Here is a 19,970-nt window from a genome sequence, read left to right on the forward strand (position 1 = left end):
TTCCCGAAAGAAAGTTACCCCTCCATCGTGGAGCAGGTCACCCCTCAGGAACAAAGGAGACCCGACCATGGGTACGCGTACCTTCCGCACCGCAGTCGTCCGCACCCCGGGCGGACCCGACGCGATCGAGATCGTCGACGTCCCGGAGCGCGAGCCGGGGCCCGGCGAGGTACGGGTGGCCGTCGCCGCCGCGGCGGTCAACCCCGTCGACCTCGGAGTGGCGGGCGGCTTCTTCCACTCGCTGGGGCTCATCGACCAGCCGCACCACACCGGCCTCGGCTGGGACTTCGCCGGCACCGTCGACGCCGTCGGCCCGGGCGTGGACCTGACCGCCGGCACCCGGGTCGCCGGTCTGGTGGTCGGGTTCGACCGCGACTACGGCACGTACGCCGAGCAACTCGTCGTGCCCGCGGCCGACCTCGCCGTCGTACCCGAAGATCTGGACCTGGTGGCGGCGGCGACAGTGCCGCTCAACGGCCTGGCCGCGGCGCAGGTCGTCGACCTGCTCGGCGAGCCGCCCGCCGGCGGCCGGCTGCTGGTCACCGGGGCGGCCGGCGCGGTCGGCGGCTACGTCCTCACGCTCGCCTCGGCCCGGGGATGGCGGGTGACCGGCCTGGCGCGGGCCGGGGACGAGAAGTTCGTCCGCGGACTCGGCGCCGGCTTCGCCACCGACGCCGAACCGGGCTGGGACGCGGTCGCCGACGCCGCCGCGTGGCAGGAGCCGGCGCTCGCCCTGGTCCGCGACGGCGGCGTGTTCGTCGGCGTGCGGCCCAACGCGCAGCCGGCCGCCGAGCGCGGCGTCACCGTCCGCGTGATCGAGACCCGCGCCGACGGCGTACGCCTGGCCGACCTGCTCGCCCGCACCGCGGCCGGTGAGCTGCCGGCCCGGGTGCACGCGATCCTGCCGCTGGAGCGGGCGGCGGACGCGCACCGGGCGATGGCCGAGGGCGGGGTACGCGGGCGCTACGTGCTGCGCCCCTGACCAGTGGCGACGTCGGTCAGCAGCGCACCGCCACCCGAGCGACCGCACGGCCTGCGGCCTCGGGTGGCAGGTCGCTCTGACCGTCGATGTCCAACGCGAGCAGGCCCTGGTCCAGGCCGACGAGCAGCGTTCCGCCGACGGTGCAGCAGGTGAGCGCCGGGTGATAGACGGGGATGGTGTGCAGTGCCCGTCCGGTGGCCGGGTCCCAGATACGTACCGTCCGGTCCCGGCTGGTCGAGGCGAGCAGATCCCGCCCGCCGACGCGCACCAGGCTCAGCCCGGTGACGGCAGCCGCGTGACCGGTGAACACGCCCACCGGCTCGCCCCACTCGGCGTCCCACAGCCGGATCGTGTGGTCGGCACTGGCCGACGCCAGCATCCGGCGACCCGCCACGACGAGGCCGCAGAGCGCGGTGACCGCATCCTGGTGTCCCTGCCGGGTCCATACCGGCGTGTCACCACCGCCCCACAGCATCACCGTGCCGCTCTTGTCGGCCGACGCGAGCGCCTCCACGCTGGGCCACCGGACCGTCGCGAGGGCGGTCACCCAGGCACGGGTGACGTGCCCGAGCAGGACCGCCCGCACGGCGCCGCTCTGCGGGTGCCACAGCCGGATGGCCTGGTCGTCGCCGGCCGACGCGACGAGCGTCTCACCGCCGATGACGATCGGGCAGACCGCTGCCACCGGGGCGTGGTGCTCGTTCATCTCCCTCACCGGGACGCCGTGCCGCACACTCCAGGTCCCGACCGTGTTGTCGTCCTGCGCGGTGACGAGCAGCGGCTCCTCGACGTCGTCGACCGCGCACATCGCGTTGACGGGTCCTCCGGGAGTCGGGATCTCCTCCAGCCGCTCGCCCGTGGTGGCGTCCCAGAGCCGCACCCGGCCGTCGGCGCCGCCGGAGGCGACCAGACCCGGCCGCTCGTCGGGGACCGCGCAGAGGCTGTGCACGGGCCCGAGCCGGTCTCGCGCGGCGACCGTGTCGGGTCGGCCGCCGGCCGGGTCCCACAGCCGCACCGTGCCGTCGTCACCCGCCGTCGCCAACATCCGGTCCTTCGCCGTACGCAGCTCGCAGACCGCGCGGATCCAGCTCGCGTGTCCCCGCAGGCTCGGCCGGGTGGTCCAGGTCGGCACGTCCCACACACGGATGAGCCCGTCCTCACCCGTCGACACGAGCAGGCAGCCCTCGTCGACCTCGACCGTGCAGAGATCCGTTATCGGTCCGCCGGTTTCCAGGAGGTGGACGCATTCGCCGCTCTGCGGATCCCAGAGCCGGACCGTGCCGTCGTAGCCGGCCGAGGCGAGCAACGTGCCGCCCGGCGCACGAACGGCGTAGAGGGTGGTCACCCAGCCGACGTGTCCGGTGAGAGTCAGCGTCGGGCGCGTGTCGCATGTCGGCTCCCAGACTCGGACCACGCCGTCGAAACCGGTGGAGGCGAGCAGGTGCCGGCCGCCCGCCGGGACGTACGTCACGGCGGTCACCCAGCCCGAGTGCCCGGTCAACGCGTAGCGCTGCGTCCCGGTCACCGGATCCCAGATCCGGACCGTCCGATCGTCGCCCGCCGAGGCGAGCAGGTCGCCGTCCGGCAGCGGAATGACGCAGATGTTGCGGACCCAGTCGTCATGCCCGCGCAGTTCGTGCCGGCGCTGACCGGTACGCGGATCCCAGAGGCCGACGGTCCCGTCGTGGCTGGCGGTGGCGATCAGCGTCTCGCCACCGCCGGTACGGACGGCGCACAACCCGCGGATCGTGTCGTCGTGACAGGTGAAGGCCGCCACGGCCTGGTTGGTCATCGGGTCCCAGAGCCGGACCGTGCCGTCGTCACCGGCGGAGGCGAGCAACCACCGATCGTCCAGCTCGACGGCCGCCACGTCGTAGACGGCCTGCGAGTGCCCGTCCAGCACGCTGCGCTCCTGCCGGGGCGGCGTGTGCGCCCAGCGCGCGCGGTACGGCGCGGCGTCGGCCTCGATCCCGCTGCCCAGCCCGTCGAGCCGGTCGACCACCGAGAAGAGGGCGGCGCGCTCGGCCGGCGCCGCCGCGACCGCGAGCGGCGTGCGGTGCAGCAGCCGCACCCGTGATCGGGACAGCGGTTCCAGCGGCTTCTCCATGTCGACGACCGAGAGCAACCGCTCCAGGTGCGCGTGCAGGAGATAGCCCTCGTCGGTGAGGAGCCGTTCCACGAGCCCGGCACGGGAGGCGTGCTGGGGCAGGGAGCGCCGCAGGTAGTCGGGCACCGAGGCCCATCCCACCTCGGCCGCCAGCTCCGTCCAGGCGGCGACCAGCCGTCGCTGGTCGTCCCGGCGTGATGTCCCGGCCAGCAACGCGTCGTTGAGGGCCTGGTGGAACAGGCGGTACGCGGGCTGGCTGCCGCCGCCGGTCTCGACCAGGAAGTTCGCCGCCGACGTACGGGCGAACGCGAGGAGCTCGTCCTCGGTGACCGTACCGCCGAGTGCGGTCACCGCGATCCGCCAGAGCGACAGCGGCAGACCCGGCGTCTCGGCGTACGCCAGAGCGGTGAGGGCGAGCCGGGCGGAGGCCGAGCCGGCGGCCGGCAACCCGGCCAGGTAGGAGTCGAGCGCATGGGCCACTGTCGCGGTGAACGACACCGAGGCCGGGTCGACCGGCTCGATGTCGCGCAGCGCGTGTGCCCGGGCGACGAGACCGGCCACCAGGAAGTTTCCCTTCGCCAGCTCGGCGATGCGGCGGGCCAGCGGGGCGGCCGCCGCCGAGTCGGTGTACGGATTGCCCGGCCGTTCCGCGCCGAGCAGCCGCAGGGTCGCCAGGGCGTAGTTCACCAGGTCGGCCTCGGCGAAGTACTCCGGCGTGTCCAGATCCAGCAGCTCGGCCGGATCACCGAAGCAGGCGATCAGGTCGCCCCGGTCGTCGCCGCGCCGGGTGCCGACGACCACCCGGACGCCGTGCCGGCCGCACTCCCGGGCCAGCGGCAGCAGGACGTCGTCGATGACCTGCCGCGCCTGACCCGGGTCGGCCGTCTCGTCCAGCGCGTCGATGACCAGCGCGAAGCGAGCCGGACGACGCGCCAGCCGCTCCCGCACCACCGGCATCAGGTCGGCCGGCGCGCCGGGCAGGTCGACGGCGGCAGCCCGTGCGATCTCGATCGCCACCTCGAGCGCGGTCTTGCCCTTGGCGTGCACGGCGCAGGACACCGAGCCGACCGTGGCCCGCACGGCGGTGTCGCCCCCCGGCAGGCTGGCCTGGATCTGCTGATCGGCAGTGGTCACCACGCGGCCCAGGACGGCGGACTTGCCGACCCCGGGCGAGCCCGTGACGATCAGTGGCCGGATGGCAGGCGCCTCCCCGTCGATGAAGTCGACGATCCGCCGGAGCGCGGCCGTACGACCCCGGAACCGCGCACCGCCCTCGGTGTCCACGGCGACCCCCCGCGCCCGGGGCAGCCAGTGCCGGCCGGCCTCGCCGTCGGTGCTCAACGTCCACCCCCAGGCCGAGAGGGCGGCGTCGTCGGCGTCCTCGACCCGCCAGGCCGACAACGCACCCAACGCCATCGCCGGCACCTGTTCGTCGGCGTGGCTCAGGGTGACCGCCTGGCCCTTGCCCTTGCCGTCGGCCGTGACGACCACGCCGACCACCGCCTGATACTCCGGGGACCACACGGCGCCCCCGCTGAACCCCTTGCTGAGCGGGCCGGCGGCACCGCTGTCGATGGTCACGCGGCCGTACCCGCCGGCTTCGACGACGGAACCGGTCGCCTGGAGGCCGCCGACCACTCCGTCCGGGAAGCCGTACGCCCAGAAGGGCCGGTCGAGCAGCGGCTTGGGGGCGAGGCAACGCAACCGCGCCGGGGTGACGGCGGTCGGCACCGGCTCGACGAGTTCGAGCACGACCAGGTCGACGTGCGCCTCCCGCATGCCGTCGTGCCGGCACCGCCGGACCTTGCGCCGATCGAAGTAGGCGACCTTGGGCGCGCGCGGAAAGGCGACAGTGAGATCGGACCGGAGGGTGCCGTCGGCGGCGAACGCCACGTGGTGGCAGGTGAGCACCAGGTTGGTGGCGATGACGATGCCGGTGCCGAGCGCCTTGTGCGGGTCCGCCTCACGGTGCAGGGCCACCGCCCACGAGCACTCGTCCGGGGCCGTTGTCACGGACTGACCCGTCCGTCAGCGCCGTGGGCCGGCACCGCGATCGGTGGGGCCGTCCGGCTGCCAGGCGAGCGTGACTTCGAAGTTCGCCTCTCCGGTCGCCTTCGCCACCACCCAGCTCGCCGTGCCGGTGGCCTTGATCCCGAAGCGCACCTCCACCGCGTCGGGAGAGACGGTCTTGACCTGTTCCAGCAATTCCCGGGCGGCGGCGACTGCCGGCGCCGCGGAATCGCGTACCCAGCCGGCGACGTCGCCGAAGCCGGCGGGCTGGAAACCGGGCGTCGGCTCGACTTCGATCAAGGCAACCGTTTCGTCGTCGACCTGGTAGCGGACCACCTCAGACTGCACGGTCACCTCCGTGACGTATTTCAGGGGAACGGGCAGGAGGGTTCGCGGCGGAGCAGAACTTCAGCCCTCCCGCCGGTCTGCCATGCTGCCCGTTGCCCTTGTCATTTCGCAATGGTCCGGCCGGCGAACCGCGCCGAATCGGTCGAACAGGCGTTTCAGCCGGGCCGTCCACGCAGGACCGTCGGAGATCCACTGTGCTGTCCTGTCGGCTTTCGTCAGCGAGATCGGTGACCTTGCGCGAGCCGGAGACCGTCGGCAGAATCGGCCCGTGCGCCGGGGCCGTCCCCGTTGCCCACCTCGATCATGGCCACCCCTTCCGAGCCTTCGATCACACCGTCGACGCGGTGGGAGCTCGTGCCGCAGAGGAGCATCCGCATGCCGGAAAAGGAACTGACCCTCGTCGACCGGTGCATTCTTGTCACGCTGATGGTGAAGGCGGCGCCTTTGCCGCAGACCTATTTCACCAATGTCGCCGGTATCGGGCTGAAAGCGGATCACCGCCGTCGACTTCAGTCACTCGGCCTGGTGGACGTCACGGAGAAGCCGATCACGCTGGCGCTCACCGACAAGGGGTGGGATCGCGCCACAGACGAGCTGGGCGCGGAGCCGCCGAAGGGCGCCGGTACCGCCGGCGGAACCCTCTACGTCGCGCTCGACTTCCTGCGCCGGCTGATCGACCACTCCGGGACCCGCGCCGACGACCTGTTCCGGATGCAGATCAACCGGGACGAGGTCGTCGCGCCGCCGGTGGCGTCGCCGGCATCCGCGGCCGTCGACGCGGTGGCGCTGATCCGGCAGGCGTACCACGAGCTGGCCGCCAAGCCCGGTGACTACGTCATGCTGGCAGACCTTCGCGAGGCCCTCACCGATCTGCCCCGCCACGAGTTCGACGCCGCGCTGGTGACGCTCAACCGGGAGCGCGGCGTGAACCTGGTGCCCGAGTCCAACCAGAAGGTGCTCAAGCCGCAGGAGCGGGCGGCGGCGGTGACCATCGGCAACCAGGACAAGCATCTGGTCGCCATCTCGTCATGATCGGGGACGAGCAACGCCGCGCCCTGGCGGCGCTGAGGTTCAACTGGGCTCCGACCCCGGACGACGTCTGGAAACCGACTCCGTTCCACGTCGAGGGCCTGCACCACGACGTCGTCACGACGGTGCTGGACAGCTTCGCGGAGGCTCAGGCCAGCACCGACTCCAGTCCGGTGGGGGTGGCCATCCTCGGCCAGCGCGGCACCGGCAAGACCCACCTCATCGGCACGGTCCGCCAGCAGGTACAGGGGCGCGGCGGGTTCTTCTTCCTGGTCGAGTTGCTCGAGGCCCGGACGTTCTGGCAACGCACCGCGATCTCGATGCTGGAGGGCCTGGTCCGGCCGATGCCGGACGAGACCACCCAGCTGCGGACGTTCCTGCGCCGGCTGGCCGACGAGGTGAGGGCGCCCCGCACGGTACGCCGCGCGGTCGCCGGCGAGACCGAACTCAGCCGTTCCACGCTCGACGCGTTCGTCGACCTGATCCGCAAGAAGGACCGCCAGATCGGTACGGAGTGCCAGGACACCGCGCGTGCCCTGGTGCTCTACGCGGCCGAGCAGTCCGCCGTGCAGGACATCGGCTACGACTTCCTGTCCTCCATGGACGAGGAGGAACCCGGGCAGCGGGCCGGATGGGGGCTGCGGCGCAATCGACGTGCGCCCCAGGAGGTGGTCCGGGACATCTCCCGGCTGCTCGCCGTCGTCGGCCCGACCGTGATCGCGGTGGACCAGATCGACCTGATGATCGCCCAGTCCGTGAAGGCGACCAACCAGGACGCCCGGGGCGAGGCGGACTGGCAGACCTCGCTCCTGCTCGAGCAGGTCGCCAGCGGCCTGATGGCGCTGCGCGAGACCACCCGCCGGACCCTGTCCGTCGTCTCCTGCCTCCCGCAGACGTGGCGCAGCATCCAGCAGCAGGCGACGGACACCGTCCAGGACCGGTTCCGGGAGGCTGCCCCGCTCAAGGAGATCCCCTCCGTCGAGGTGGGCCGCGAGCTGGTCGAGAAGCGGTTCGCGGTGCTCTTCGAGGGCCTCGGGTTCACGCCGCCCCATCCCACCTGGCCGGTCCACCCGGACGCGTTCCAGGAGGTCGTCGGCTTCACCCCGCGTGAGCTGCTGCGGCGGATCGACACACACGTCCGGGCCTGCCTGGCCGACGGCGAGGCGCGGGAGCTGCGGCACCTGCTGCACGCGAGCGGCGATCGCGTCGCCGACGGGCTCGTCCACGCCCCGGTCACCGGGCCGCCGCCGGAGAACCGGGCGAACGGATTCAGCAAGATCGACGCCCGGTACGCGGAGCTGGTCGCCGCCGCCGACACCGGCTCTGCAGTATCCCCGGAGTCGGAGGACGGCCGTGTCCCGCGCCTGCTCGAAGCCGGCCTGACCGCGTGGATCGCCGCGCAGGGGGCGGCCGTCGACGCGTTCAGCCTCGACCCGATCCCCGCCGGGACCAAGCCGGCGCTGCACGCTCGGCTACGGCACAGCCTGAGCGAGGACAGCGAGGACGAGGAGCACTGGTCGTTCCGGGCGATCTCCGCGCCGCACCACATCGCTGTGCTCAACCGGATTCGCAACGCGATCACGACCGCCGGGCTCACCGAAGGGGTCGCCAAACGCCGGCTCTTCCTGCTGCGCAGCGCGGAGTGGTCGGCCGGTGCCCGCACCCGCGAGGTGCTGGACGCGTTCGAGCGGGCCGGTGGCCGGAGGCTCCCCCTGGACACGCCGGACGTCGCCCGGATGGTCGCGCTCGAACAACTCATCCAGGACTACGGGCGGGAGACGCTGCGACCCTGGTTCGCCGATCGCCGGCCGGCCTCCGACATCACCTGCCTGCGGGAGGCGCTGGGCGACTGGCCGGGCGCGCCGGAAGCCGTCCGGGCCGAGGAGCGGCCGGACGAGGTGCCGGACCGACCCCCGGTCGGGACGCCACCACCGGTCACCGCTGCGCCGCGCTCCGCCGGTCCCGTCCCCGCATCGCGCTCCGCCGGTCTCGTCCCTGCGCCGCGGTCCGCCGGTTCCGGCCCGGTTCCGCCGATGATCGCTCCCCTGCCGCCGGTGGCGGGCATCGACCCGGCGCGGATGGAGATCGGCACGGTCACCGGGCGGCCCGACCCGGTCGGCATCGACCTCGAAGCGCTGCGCCGGCACACAGTCATCTTCGCCGGCTCCGGCTCCGGCAAGACCGTCCTGATCCGCCGCCTGATCGAGGAGTGCGCCCTGCGCGGCGTCTCGGCCATCGTGCTCGACCCCAACAACGACCTGGCCCGGCTCGGCGAGGCCTGGCCCGAGCCACCGCCGGGCTGGGGCGCCGACGACGCCCGCCGCGCGGCGGAATATCTGGCCGGCACCGACGTGGTCGTCTGGACGCCAGGACGGCAGGCCGGTCGGCCGTTGACGTTCCAGCCGTTGCCGGCCTTCGCCGACGTGCTCGACGACCCGGACGGGTTCACCTCGGCCGTGAACGCCGCCGTCGCCACGCTCGCCCCGCACGCCCGGGTGGACGGCGGAACCGACAAGGCCCGGCTCGGCCGGGCCGTGCTGCGCGAGGCGCTGATCGGCTACGCCCGGAGCGGCGCGAGCGACCTGCGCGAGTTCACCGACGTCCTCAACGACCTCCCGGACGGAGTGAGTCAGCTCGACAGCGCGCCCAAGCTGGCCGCCGGCATGGCACAGCTACTCAAGGCCGCCCTGATCAACGATCCGCTCCTGGGCGGCGTCGGAACGCCTGTCGATCCGGGCGAACTACTCACCCCGCCACCCGGTCGCCGCGCCCGGGTCTCGGTGATCAACCTCGCCGGGCTGTCCGAGGAGAATCAGCGGCAGAGCTTCGTCAACCAGTTGCAGCTCGCCCTGTTCACCTGGATCAAGCGCCATCCGGCCGGGGACCGGCCACTCGGTGGACTCTTCGTCATGGACGAGGCGCAGACGCTCGCCCCGTCCGGTGCCGTGACCGCCTGCACCCAGAGCACGCTCGCGCTGACCTCGCAGGCCCGCAAGTACGGGCTGGGGCTGGTCTTCGCCACCCAGGCACCGAAGGCGTTGCACAACCAGATCCCCGGCAACGCCGCCACGCAGTTCTTCGGCCTGCTCACCGTGCCGGTACAGATCGAGGCGGCCCGGGACGTGGCCAGGGCGAAGGGCACCGACGTCCCGGACATCGGCAAGCTGCGTACCGGCCAGTTCTACGCCACTGTGGAGGGTGCCCGGTTCGTCAAGATGCAGGCGCCGATGTGCCTGACCCACCATCCGCGCAGCCCGCTGACCGCGGAGGAGATCGTCCGGCTCGCGACGCTCAGGTGATGTCGCGGCGCATCGGCACGACCACGGCGATCGCTGCGGCGGCCAGCGCGTACCCGGTCAGCAGCAGGGCGCCGGCCGCCGGTGGCAGGAGCGCGACGGCGTCGTTGCCGAGCTGCGCGGACATCGCGTCGGCGACGTACGTGAAGTCGGTGAGCGCGGCGGTGGCTCCGCCGGGCAGGAGCGGGTAGAGCGCGTTGACGCCGGGGATCATCATCAGTACGGGCTCGGCCAGGTACAGGTAGCCGACCACGACGCACACGGCCGCGACCTGGTTGCGGAGCAGCGCGCCCACGCCGGTGCCGACGAGCAGGTAGACAGCCATCGCGACGCCGATGCGGGCGAGCAGCGCCAGCACTGTGGGGGCGGGCATGCCCAGCGACACGCCACGCAGGGCGGCGACCGTGAACAGGGCCGCCGCGGCGGAGCCGGCCAGCGCGATCCCGTAGCCGAGGCCGACGATCGCGTGGGTGGCGAGTTTCGCGGCGAGCACCCGCCCTCGGCGCGGCGCGAACATGAACGTGACGGCGGCGGTGCCGTGCCGGTATTCCGACGTGGCAGCGAGGGCGCCGGCGGCGGCCGGCACGAAGGCGGTGAAACCGAGGATGCCGAGGATCGACCGCAGGCCCTCCTCGGTGTGCAGTCCGGGCATCGGCGGGTCGAAGTTCTCCGGCCCGACGAGCGCCATCAGCCCGACCAGGCCGCCACCGAGCGCGACGGCGGCGAGCAGCAGCCCGCCCCACATCCGGGTCGCCAGCACCCGGCGTAGTTCCGCTCTGAGCAGGTTCATCGGGCCTCCGCCGGGTCGGTGGTCAGGTCGAGGAAGAGCTGTTCGAGGCTTGTGGTCTCGGTGACCAGCTCGTGGATCCGCAGACGGTGGTCCGCGGCGAGGTCGGCCACACGCGGCGCGTCCAGTCCGCGTACCCGCAGCCGGCCGGGTCCGGCGGCCTCGACGGACCCGGCGGCGGCCGTCAGCGCGGAGGCCAGGGGGTCGGCGTCCGGCGAGGTGACGAGCACCGTCGGCGGGCCGGTGAGCCGGGACCACGGCCCGGCGGCGACGAGTTCGCCGCCCCGGATCACCACCACGTCGTCCACCACCTGCTGGACCTCGTGCAGGACGTGGCTGGAGACCAGCACGGTGCGGCCCTCGTCGGCGAGCCGGCGCAGCAGGCCGCGCAGCCACGACATGCCTTCCGGGTCCAGGCCGTTCGACGGTTCGTCGAGCAGCAGGACGCGGGGGTCGCCGAGCAGCGCCGTGGCGAGGCTGAGCCGTTGGCGCATGCCGGTGGAGAACCCTCGGGTACGACGGTCGGCGGCGTGCGCGAGGCCGAGCAGGTCCAGCAGTTCCGCGACGCGGCTGTCCGGGCAGCCGGCCATCGCGGCGTAGAGGCTCAGGTGGTCACGGGCGGTGTGGCCGGGGTGGAACGCGTTGCCGTCGAACACCGCGCCGACGGTCCGTGACGGCTGGGCCAGCCGGCCGTAGGGCTGTCCGCCGATCGTGGCGGTGCCGCTGGTCGGCGTCACCAGTCCGGTCAGCACGCGCAGCGTGGTGGTCTTGCCGGCGCCGTTCGGACCGAGGAAGCCGGTGACCGCGCCGGGCCGCACGGTGAAGGTCAGATCGTGTACGGCGGTGACGTCGCCGTAGCGTTTGGTCAGGCCCGACGCCTCGATCGGCAGGTGGTCGCCGGTCATGGCCGGCTCCTCGTCGCGCGCCCGATCGTCTCGGCGAGGCCCGCTGCTGCGGGGTCGGAGACGACGACCTCGTCGAACTCTCCGCCGGCCGCCGCGCGGTCCAGCACCAGGTGCAGGCCGGGCTGACCCCGCCGGGCCGCCACGAGTTGGCGGGGGCCGCCGAAGATGCCCCAGACGCCGATCTTGGCGAAGCCGGACACCGCGTACCCGCGCCGGGCGCCGCGGGCCAGCCGGATCGGCTCGTCCACCGGTGCGGCGTGCCGCACGGCGGCCAGGCGCAGCGCGAACCGCTCCCGCCCGACCCACATCCGTTCCCATCCGGTGAACCGGATGTCGATCACATCACCGTCGAGCATTACGGAGGCCATCAGTCGTCGCCCTTCGTCGTGTCGGAGTCGTGCGCTGATGTGTGCGTGTCGCCGGGGGTCGCCTGGCGGTCGGCGGGCATCAGGACGGTCGCCAGCAGCCGGGGGGTCCGTCCGTCGCCGGGCCCTCTGGCGAGCAACGGGCCGACCAGCGCGTTGAGCCCGGCTGCGAACTCGTGCAGCTCGGCGTCGGTCAGGTGCAGTACGAGCTGCTGGTATCCGACGCCGTCGGCGACGAAGTCGACGGAGTCCCGCGCCAGGTAGCGGGAGAACTCGGACAGCAGGCTCGACACGAACGCGGTGAAGTAGCGCGCGTGGTCCTCCGGCGTCGCCGTCGCCAGGGCCGCCGGGTCCAGCGCCGCGCCGTGCGCGGGCAGCGCGTACACCCGCTCGACGGCGCCGCGCACCTTGCGCTCCTCCACCACGTCGAGCATCCCGGTCTTCACGAGCGTCGCGAGGTGCCGGTAGAGGGTGGCCTGCGGGACGTCGGGCAGCAGCTCGACCAGGTCGTGCGTCGTCACCCGGGCACCCGCGACCGCGCGCAGGATCCGGATCCGCACCGGGTGCAGCGCGGTCTCCGCCCACCGGTCCATCGACATCGTCACGTCGCAGACGTTATCACTATCGAGAACGATAATGATAGGGCGACGGGCAAGAGTCGCGCCGGAGGACGGCGATCAGGCCGGCGGGCGGGCGTGGTGGGCCAGCACTCGCGACAGGAGCCGGGCCAGTTCCGCGCGCTCGTCCGGCGACAGCGGCGCGAGCAGGTCGTCCTGGACGGCGGCGAGCCGCTTCTCCAGCCGTCGCAACTGCCGCCGCCCGGCCGCGGTGATGGTGACGACGTTGCGCCGCCGGTCGGCCGGGTCGGGGCTGCGGGTGACGAACTCCCGCTCGGCGAGTTCGTTGAGCGCCGCCACCACGTCGCTGACGTGGATGCCGCTGCGCCGGCCGAGCGCCGCCTGACTGGCCGGGCCGAACTCGTCGAGCGTGGCGAGCAGCCGGAAGTGATAGCCCCGCGCGTCGACAGCCGCGAGGCCGCCGGCGACCAGCCGGCCGGCGCGTACGGCGGTCTGGGTGATCAGCCAGCTCGGCAGGCCGGCCAGGCGGGTCGGTACGAGGTCCGGCTCCGGGTTCTCCACGTGCCCAGCCTAACCGGAAACGTTGGCGTCCCCAACGATCTGCGCTACCGTTGGTCGCCCAAACGTTAGTGCCACCAACGATCGGAGCCACAGTGATCGAGCCGTTCCGCGTCCACGTCCCCCAGGCCGACCTCGACGACCTCGCCGACCGCCTGGCCCGCACCCGCTGGCCCGACGAACTGCCCGGCGCCGGGTGGGACTACGGCATCCCGCTGGCCCGGGTACGTGAGCTGGCCGAACACTGGCGCACCGCGTACGACTGGCGGGAGGCCGAGGCCGAGCTGAACCGGTATCCGCAGTTCACCACCACCATCGACGGGCAGAACATCCACTTCCTGCACGTACGCGCCGCCGACCCGGACGCGCTGCCGCTGATCCTCACGCACGGCTGGCCCGGCTCGGTCGTGGAGTTCCTCGACGTGCTCGGCCCGCTGTCCGAGCAGTTCCACCTGGTCGTACCGTCGATCCCCGGCTTCGGCTTCTCCGGCCCGACCCGGGAACGCGGCTGGGACGTCGACCGCGTCGCCCGCGCCTGGGCCGAGCTGATGCGGCGGCTCGGCTACCGGCGGTACGGCGCACAGGGCGGTGACTGGGGTTCGGTCATCTCCACCCGGCTCGGCGGCATCGACCCGGAGCACGTCGTCGGCGTACACCTCAACTACCTGCCCACACCCCCGCCGCCCGGCTGGACCGGGGAGGCCGGCCTGTCCGACGGGGACCGGGACCGGCTGACCCGGATCATGCGGCTCAAGACGCAGCGGCATCCCCATCAGGTGCTCTACGCCAGCCGGCCGCAGACCGTGTCGTACGCGCTGCACGACTCACCCGTCGGGCAGCTGGCGTGGATCGCCGAGAAGTTCACCGAGTGGACCGACCCGCGATCGGCGGTCGGCGTGGACCGCATCCTCACCGACGTCTCGGTCTACTGGTTCACCCGCACGGCCGCCTCGTCCGCGCGGCTGGTGCGGGAGAGCGCGTTCGGTGGCCCGCCCGCGCCCTGCCCGCCCCCGCTCGGGGTCGCCGTGTTCGCGCACGACATCACCCGGGCCGTCCGGCCGATCGCCGAACTGACGTACACGATCCGGCAGTGGAGCGAGTTCGACCGGGGTGGTCACTTCGCCCCGCTGGAGGTGCCGGAGCTGTTCGCCGACGACGTCCGGTCGTTCTTCTGGAGCCTGCGGTGACGGCCGCGCTCAGCCCATGGCCGCCGCGAACATGCCCGGCTCGTACGAGCCGCCGCGCTGGTGCACGAGCACCGCGAACCGGTTCGCCGCGTTGATCAGCCCGACCAGGCAGACCAGCGCGGCGATCTGGTCGTCGTCGTAGTGCTTGCGCACCTGCTCCCACGTCTCGTCGGACACGCCCTGATGGGCGTCGGCGAGCCGGGTGCCCTCCTCGGCGAACGCCAGCGCCGCGCACTCGGCCCCGGTGAACACTGTCGACTCACGCCAGGCGGCGACCAGGTTCAGCCGGACCGCGCTCTCGCCCCCGGCCACCGCCTCCTTGGTGTGCATGTCGATGCACCAGCCGCAGCCGTTGATCTGGCTGGCCCGCAGCGACACCAGCTCCTGCACGGTGCGGGGCAGCGACGACTGGTGGATCATCAGGCCCGCGCCGGCGAAGCGCTTCATGAACGTCGCCGAGACCGGGCTCTCGAACAGGTTGAATCGGGTCTGCATGGTTGCGCCCTCTCTGCTGGGGTGGGTGTGGGACGAACACGAGGTGCCGGGGACGCGTCCGGCGTGACGGCGACGCCGGGTGAGGACCGCCACAGCGACCGGATGTCACACGGCGGCGGTGGCCGGCGTCTGGTGGGGAACGCAGCCGAGCAGCGAAGGAGCCAGCCATGGCGGACCCGGCCACCGAGGATTTCCTCGCGCACCGGAACCTGCTCTTCACCGTCGCGTACGAGATGCTCGGCTCGGCCGCCGACGCGGAGGACGTGGTGCAGGAGACCTGGCTGCGCTGGGCCGGCGTGGACCGCGACGAGATTCGGGACCGGCGCGCCTACCTGGTCCGGATCACCACCCGGCAGGCGCTGTCCCGGCTGCGCACGCTGGGCCGGCGCAAGGAGTCGTACGTCGGCTCGTGGCTGCCCGAGCCGCTGCTCACCGCGCCCGACGTGGCCGACGACGTGACGCTTGCGGAGAGCGTGTCGATGGCGATGCTGCTGGTGCTGGAGACGCTCACGCCGACCGAACGGGCCGTGTTCGTTCTGCGGGAGGTGTTCGACGTCGGCTACGACGAGATCGCCGAGACGGTCGAGCGGAGTCCCGTCGCCGTGCGGCAGATCGCGCACCGGGCGCGGGCCCACGTCGCGGCGCGCCGCCCTCGCCGTACGGTCTCGGCGGCCGAGGCCCGCGACGCGCTCGACGCGTTCCGGCGGGCGGTGGAGACCGGCGACCTGGACGGGCTGCTCCGCGTCCTGTCGGCGGACGCGGTGCTCGTCGGCGACGGCGGCGGGATCAAGCAGGCGATCGTCCGTCCGGTCACCGGTGGCGACAAGGTGGCCCGGCTGCTCGCGGGCGGCTGGCGACGGGTCGCCGCCGTGGCGTCGATCGAGCCGGCCCAGGTCAACGGCTACCCGGCGCTGCTGGTACACCTCGACGGCGAGCTGGACACGGTCGTCGCGGTACGCCTCGACGACGGCCGGATCAGCGGCCTCTACGCGGTGCGCAACCCGGAGAAGCTGTCCCACATGACCCGCGAGACGACGCTGCGGCGCTGACCGGCGGGAGGGCGCGGCGGCCTGGACCGACGACGGCGGGTCAGCGGCGGACGCCCACCCCGCCGTACCCGTGCGACACCGCGGCCTGCGGTTCCCCGTCGGGCCGCCAGTCCGCCACCCTGACCAGGCCCGGCTCGACCAGCTCGTACCCGTCGAGGAAGCGGGCCACCTCGTCGCGGGTGCGGGGCACCAGCGGGGAGCTGCTGCGGCGGTAGATCGCGGTGCCCTGCTCGGTGGGCAGCGTCGGCAGGCCGTCCAGGGTGAGGTGGGACAACGCGAGCACGCTTCCCGGCACCGTGGCGTCGCGCAGCTTCGCCACCGCCGCGTACGGATCGTCGGCGTCCGGCACGAAGTGCAGCACCGCGAGCAGCAGCACCGCGACCGGCTCGCTCAGGTCGATCGTGGCCCGCAGCGTCGGGTCGGCCAGCAGCTCGTCGGGACGCCGCAGGTCGCCCTGGAGCACCACGGTGCGGCCGTCGGTGGGCAGCAACCGCCGGGCGTACGCGACCGCGACCTCGTCGTGGTCGACGTAGACCACCCGGGCGTCGGGGCGTACCGCGCGGACCACCTCGTGCACGTTGCCCTGGGTGGGCAGGCCGGCGCCGATGTCGAGGAACTGGCGTACGCCCTGCTCGGCCGCCCAGCGCACGACCCGGCGCAGGAACGCGCGGTTGCTCTGCGCGGCGACCCCGGTGTCCGGAAAGATCTTCAGGATCTCCTCGGCGGCGGCCCGGTCGGCGGCGAAGTTGTGGCAGCCGCCGAGGTAGTAGTCGTACATGCGGGCGACATTGGGTCGGTTCTCAGCCTCCGTCACCCCTCGATGTCTAGCACTCTGGGCGACACACCGCTGACCCGTCGTGTCGACGATCCGGCCGATCCCGGTCTTCACCTGGTACGACGGTGGGACACGCCGGCGCGAGGAGGTACCGATGACAGGTGGACGGGAGACCGTGGAGGTCGAGCCGGTGGTGTTCCGCGCCGTCTACGACTCGCCCGCGTCACTGCCCGGGCGGCACCGGTGGACCACCCCGGAGGCGGACGTGCGACGGCTGGAGAAACTGCTGAACATGCCGGCGCGCAGCATCGGCGCGCCGCTGTGGGTCAGCGGCGACGAGCCGGACTGCCCGAAGTGCGGGCGGCGGGTCACCTGGTACGACATCGTCGCGTCCGCGCTGCACGGCGTGCACGACCACACGATGATCGCGCGGGTGATCCTCGGCGAACGCAAGTACGTGAACACCGAGGTGCCGGACGCGATCCCCGGTGTCCACTGTGCCGACTGCCGCACCCCGATCACCGGGCTGCGCAGCTTCAAGTGCCACAACTGGGCGTACGCGTTCGAGGCGCTGGAGGAGGTCGTCGCCCGGATCTCCGGCCCGCCGGTTCAGTCGTCGCCGCCGGCCACGCACCGGGCGGGGCCACCTTAGGAGCCCAACATGTTGAACAACTCAGCAAGCATCGAGGATCCGTCGACGGGGGACTACATCGCCACCATCTCCGGTGGGCCGCGGGTCGGCATTCTCGTCGATGGCCAACCGGATCCGGCACCGTTCGAGTCGACGTTGCCCGACGCCTCTCGACAGCTGCACCGGAGTGAACTGCTCGGGCTCCGGGCCGGGCAGCAGGTGAGCACGTCACCGCCTGGTCTACCGCTGTGGCCGGGCTGAGCGTCGCCTCCGGAGGCGGCCGGGCCGCCAGTGCCCTGCTCTCGTCGGCGGCGCGGCGGCCGGCGGGGCGATCGTGCTGTCCAACCAGATCATCCGACCATAGCGACGGTGCCCGGTAACCCGCGCGTAGAGCCGGAGGCGAGGGCGGGGGCGGCCGACGCAATCGCGCCGGTGGCGAGCCGCCTTTTTTTGGTCAACTCTCGTACCAGCGGGTCACCTGGAATGCAGCCGAGGCGTTCACCGGCATCGACTCCAGGCGCCACTCCCGCTCCAGCCGACGACCACGCCATCACAGGTATTACTATTTGTAATCTAGTGCCCACGCGTCGCACATAAGGGGCTGCGACGCTTGCCGTGTCGACTAAAACGGCAAACCGGCCCGCTCTCGCACGTACGCATGTTCGAGTTCGTTTTCCGCCAACTTCGATCACAAACGTGCCGCCAGCCCCCAAGGTGTCCTCAGTCACACCGGGATGCTGGGCGCCGCGCCGTTGACAAATCCCGCTGTTACGGCCGCCGACGACTTCGGACGAGAGGCGACACAACACCCAGCGGGTACGCTGCGAGGACCCTCTATGGGCCGATCGAGCGATGGTTCTTCGCCCGAGCGGAGGATGGCACGGCCCGTTCGCGGAGTTACTGATCAGTCACATAGCGGCAGCAGTAACGTTTCCCCTGGTGAACGTAGCGGGGGCCGATCCGCGGCTACGGTCGGCCCCCCAGCCCGGCGACGACCCACGTCCTGAGAGAGCGTCTTCGGGTAAGCAGCGAACGTGAATCCGAGCCATACCCGGCTGCCCGCTGCCGATGCAACTATAGAACGTTGTTTACGTGCCGTCCGGCAACTCCTGGTAGCGGATGTGTAAACAACTCCAGCGCTGTTGTTGACCGCAAAACCAGTAAACAACTCGCCTCTCGGTGCACGTTGAGGAGAAATCCGCCGAGAGCGACCGGGGATCTGTCCTGTCGGTCTGAGAGACTTTGATGGCGGTCAGCGAGGACCCCGTCGGGCGGCTACCTGGCGGGCTCTACCCGGACTGACCGCATCTTCACGACCCACGTCCGGGTAGGTGACCCGCAGAGGGGGCTGCGGGTCCTCTACTCACAGTAGAGAGGATCCATCTCGTGCGCGCGAAGCGTTCACGGGCCGGCGGGCTGCGGAAGTCTCCCACCACGGGTGACGTCCCGGCCCCGAGTGCCATCGTCGCGGTCACCGTGACCGTACTCATGCTGATGGTGTTCAGCATCGTCTTCTGGAAGCTGGGCAATAACACCTTGTCCGCGGTGGCCGGTACGGGTGCCTGCACCCTCGCCGGCGAGGCGATCCGCCGCTACCTCGGTGACCACGGCCGGCGCCGGGAACGCGAGCCTGAGACCGCTGACCACGACCACCAGCGAGTGGACCGGTGACCGGCCGGCCCGAGAAGCCGCTGGACCCGTCGGCCGGACCGGTGGCGTACTTCGCCTTCCAGCTGCGTCGGCTTCGCCAGGACGCCGGAGGCCCGTCCTACCGCACCATGGCCAGCCGCACGTTCTACTCCGTCTCGGCACTGTCCATCGCCGCCGGCGGCATCCGCTTCCCGAGCTGGAAATGCGTCGAGGCGTACATCCGCGCCTGCGGGGTGGTAGCGGAGGAGGACATGGCGCAGTGGCAGGAGCTCTGGATGTATGTCCGTCAGGAGCTGCGGCGCAGCAAGCGCGCGGCGCGGGAGGAGGCCAAAAACAAGGCCAAGGTCGCTGCGCGCATGGAGGCGGTGCAGATGCACACCACCATGGACAGCCGGGCCTCTCTGCCGGTCCTCGACGTGCGGTACGTCGACGCCGACCCCGCCGAGGTGACCAGCACCGAGGAGTTCCTGATCGCCCTGGACCAGATGCGGGTCGAGAAGGGCCTGAGCCTGCGCAAGATCGCTGACCGGTCGCGGCTCATTACCCTTCCCGGCACCGAGGTATCCGGGGGCCTCACCCGCTCCCAGCTGCACGAAATGCTCAACGGCCGCGCACCGCTACGGCCACGCCACGTCCTCGCCTACCTGTTGGCCTGCGGCGTCCCCCAGGAGCGCGCCGCGCTCTGGCTGTCCCGCCTGCACCGCCTACGCGATCAGGAACGTCGCGCCCGTGCCGCCCTCACCGCTCTCAAGAGCAAGCCCAGCGAGGACAACCCGGTCACCCCGACGCCCACCGTCATCCACATCACCGGCACTGCCAGCGCGGCCAGCCACGTTCTTCGGGCGGTCGCGTCGGGTGTGATCGGAGCTCCCCCGCCCGAACAGCCACTCGCAGAGCCCTTCCGACCCCCGACCGACCGGGGAAGGCACCGTCGACGGAAACCTTGGACGGGTCTCGTGACCTGGTTAAGCGGCCCGAAGGACAACGAGGCCACCGCATAAATCAGCCGTCCTGCGGGTGAGGGACGATCCCCCTCACCCGCAGGACGTGGGGGTCGCGGCGGGAGTTCCATTAAGTACGGCCTCCAGCGCGGTGCGGGACGTGGCGCCGCCGATGACCCCAGAAGCACCTCACCGTGGCATAGGAGCACGTTCTCGCGGCACCAGCACGCGACGTCGACGTCGGCGAGGTCCCGTCGCGCGACGGCCACGAAGTCTG

18 protein-coding genes are annotated in these 19,970 nt (G+C 72.1%); 9 read left to right on the forward strand and 9 right to left on the reverse strand.

The window, feature by feature from the left end; translation table 11 throughout:
- Positions 1 to 67 precede the first annotated feature (67 nt).
- On the forward strand, positions 68 to 982 hold the full coding sequence (locus F8279_RS04870) for an NADP-dependent oxidoreductase (protein WP_151499206.1): 915 nt from the start codon (positions 68 to 70) through the stop codon (positions 980 to 982).
- Positions 983 to 998: 16 nt separating this feature from the next.
- On the opposite strand, the gene F8279_RS04875 is transcribed toward F8279_RS04870, so the two are convergent.
- Together F8279_RS04875 and F8279_RS04880 are read right to left on the reverse strand one after the other, a co-directional pair.
- Complete coding sequence (locus tag F8279_RS04875; protein WP_151499207.1) at positions 999 to 5,102, reverse strand: trypsin-like peptidase domain-containing protein; 4,104 nt, start codon at positions 5,100 to 5,102, stop codon at positions 999 to 1,001.
- Between the two features lie 15 nt (positions 5,103 to 5,117).
- On the reverse strand, positions 5,118 to 5,447 hold the full coding sequence (locus F8279_RS04880) for a CU044_2847 family protein (RefSeq protein ID WP_151499208.1): 330 nt from the start codon (positions 5,445 to 5,447) through the stop codon (positions 5,118 to 5,120).
- A gap of 288 nt (positions 5,448 to 5,735) precedes the next feature.
- Between F8279_RS04880 and F8279_RS04885 the strand changes: the two genes are divergently transcribed.
- Both F8279_RS04885 and F8279_RS04890 read left to right on the forward strand, forming a co-directional pair.
- Positions 5,736 to 6,479: a hypothetical protein gene (locus F8279_RS04885; RefSeq protein ID WP_225853134.1), complete on the forward strand. Its 744-nt coding sequence runs from the start codon at positions 5,736 to 5,738 to the stop codon at positions 6,477 to 6,479.
- Positions 6,476 to 9,775 carry a DUF87 domain-containing protein gene (locus tag F8279_RS04890; protein WP_151499209.1) on the forward strand — a complete coding sequence of 1,100 codons (3,300 nt, stop codon included), beginning with the start codon at positions 6,476 to 6,478 and terminating at the stop codon, positions 9,773 to 9,775. Before F8279_RS04885 ends, F8279_RS04890 begins: the two co-directional genes overlap by 4 nt.
- Here F8279_RS04890 and F8279_RS04895 read toward each other — a convergent pair.
- From F8279_RS04895 to F8279_RS04915, 5 genes are all read right to left on the reverse strand, one after another.
- On the reverse strand, positions 9,768 to 10,562 hold the full coding sequence (locus F8279_RS04895) for an ABC transporter permease (protein WP_151499210.1): 795 nt from the start codon (positions 10,560 to 10,562) through the stop codon (positions 9,768 to 9,770). The two genes, F8279_RS04890 and F8279_RS04895, sit on opposite strands and share 8 nt — an antisense overlap.
- Entirely contained in the window at positions 10,559 to 11,464 is a 906-nt protein-coding gene (locus F8279_RS04900; RefSeq protein WP_151499211.1) for an ABC transporter ATP-binding protein, read from the reverse strand. Before F8279_RS04900 ends, F8279_RS04895 begins: the two co-directional genes overlap by 4 nt.
- A complete protein-coding gene (locus tag F8279_RS04905; RefSeq protein ID WP_151499212.1) occupies positions 11,461 to 11,832 on the reverse strand; it encodes a hypothetical protein in 372 nt (123 codons plus the stop codon). The genes F8279_RS04900 and F8279_RS04905 overlap by 4 nt, the downstream gene beginning before the upstream one ends.
- Complete coding sequence (locus F8279_RS04910; RefSeq protein WP_151499241.1) at positions 11,832 to 12,428, reverse strand: helix-turn-helix domain-containing protein; 597 nt, start codon at positions 12,426 to 12,428, stop codon at positions 11,832 to 11,834. Before F8279_RS04910 ends, F8279_RS04905 begins: the two co-directional genes overlap by 1 nt.
- Before the next feature lie 78 nt (positions 12,429 to 12,506).
- Complete coding sequence (locus tag F8279_RS04915) at positions 12,507 to 12,968, reverse strand: MarR family winged helix-turn-helix transcriptional regulator (RefSeq protein ID WP_151499213.1); 462 nt, start codon at positions 12,966 to 12,968, stop codon at positions 12,507 to 12,509.
- A 92-nt stretch (positions 12,969 to 13,060) separates the two neighbouring features.
- On the opposite strand from F8279_RS04915, the gene F8279_RS04920 reads away from it, so the two are divergent.
- Positions 13,061 to 14,152 (forward strand): epoxide hydrolase family protein, encoded by a 1,092-nt coding sequence (locus tag F8279_RS04920; protein WP_151499214.1) that lies wholly within the window; start codon positions 13,061 to 13,063, stop codon positions 14,150 to 14,152.
- Positions 14,153 to 14,161: 9 nt separating this feature from the next.
- On the opposite strand, the gene F8279_RS04925 is transcribed toward F8279_RS04920, so the two are convergent.
- Positions 14,162 to 14,647: a carboxymuconolactone decarboxylase family protein gene (locus F8279_RS04925; RefSeq protein ID WP_151499215.1), complete on the reverse strand. Its 486-nt coding sequence runs from the start codon at positions 14,645 to 14,647 to the stop codon at positions 14,162 to 14,164.
- Positions 14,648 to 14,814: 167 nt separating this feature from the next.
- On the opposite strand from F8279_RS04925, the gene F8279_RS04930 reads away from it, so the two are divergent.
- Complete coding sequence (locus F8279_RS04930; RefSeq protein ID WP_151499216.1) at positions 14,815 to 15,696, forward strand: RNA polymerase sigma-70 factor; 882 nt, start codon at positions 14,815 to 14,817, stop codon at positions 15,694 to 15,696.
- Positions 15,697 to 15,736: 40 nt separating this feature from the next.
- Here F8279_RS04930 and F8279_RS04935 read toward each other — a convergent pair whose 3' ends face one another.
- On the reverse strand, positions 15,737 to 16,510 hold the full coding sequence (locus F8279_RS04935; protein ID WP_091414223.1) for an SAM-dependent methyltransferase: 774 nt from the start codon (positions 16,508 to 16,510) through the stop codon (positions 15,737 to 15,739).
- 115 nt (positions 16,511 to 16,625) lie between these two features.
- Here F8279_RS04935 and F8279_RS04940 point away from each other — a divergent pair, with 115 nt between their 5' ends.
- The 4 genes from F8279_RS04940 (at position 16,626) to F8279_RS04955 (ending at position 19,753) form a co-directional block, all read left to right on the forward strand.
- Positions 16,626 to 17,123, forward strand: coding sequence for a hypothetical protein (locus tag F8279_RS04940; RefSeq protein WP_151499217.1), 498 nt, complete (start codon positions 16,626 to 16,628; stop codon positions 17,121 to 17,123).
- Between the two features lie 9 nt (positions 17,124 to 17,132).
- Positions 17,133 to 17,363: a hypothetical protein gene (locus tag F8279_RS04945; protein ID WP_151499218.1), complete on the forward strand. Its 231-nt coding sequence runs from the start codon at positions 17,133 to 17,135 to the stop codon at positions 17,361 to 17,363.
- A gap of 1,215 nt (positions 17,364 to 18,578) precedes the next feature.
- Positions 18,579 to 18,773: a hypothetical protein gene (locus F8279_RS04950; RefSeq protein ID WP_192580630.1), complete on the forward strand. Its 195-nt coding sequence runs from the start codon at positions 18,579 to 18,581 to the stop codon at positions 18,771 to 18,773.
- Entirely contained in the window at positions 18,770 to 19,753 is a 984-nt protein-coding gene (locus tag F8279_RS04955; RefSeq protein WP_151499220.1) for a helix-turn-helix transcriptional regulator, read from the forward strand. Before F8279_RS04950 ends, F8279_RS04955 begins: the two co-directional genes overlap by 4 nt.
- Positions 19,754 to 19,970: the final 217 nt, after the last annotated feature.

This window comes from Micromonospora sp. AMSO1212t (genome assembly GCF_008868145.1).
In the GTDB taxonomy this organism is placed as follows: domain Bacteria; phylum Actinomycetota; class Actinomycetes; order Mycobacteriales; family Micromonosporaceae; genus Micromonospora; species Micromonospora tulbaghiae.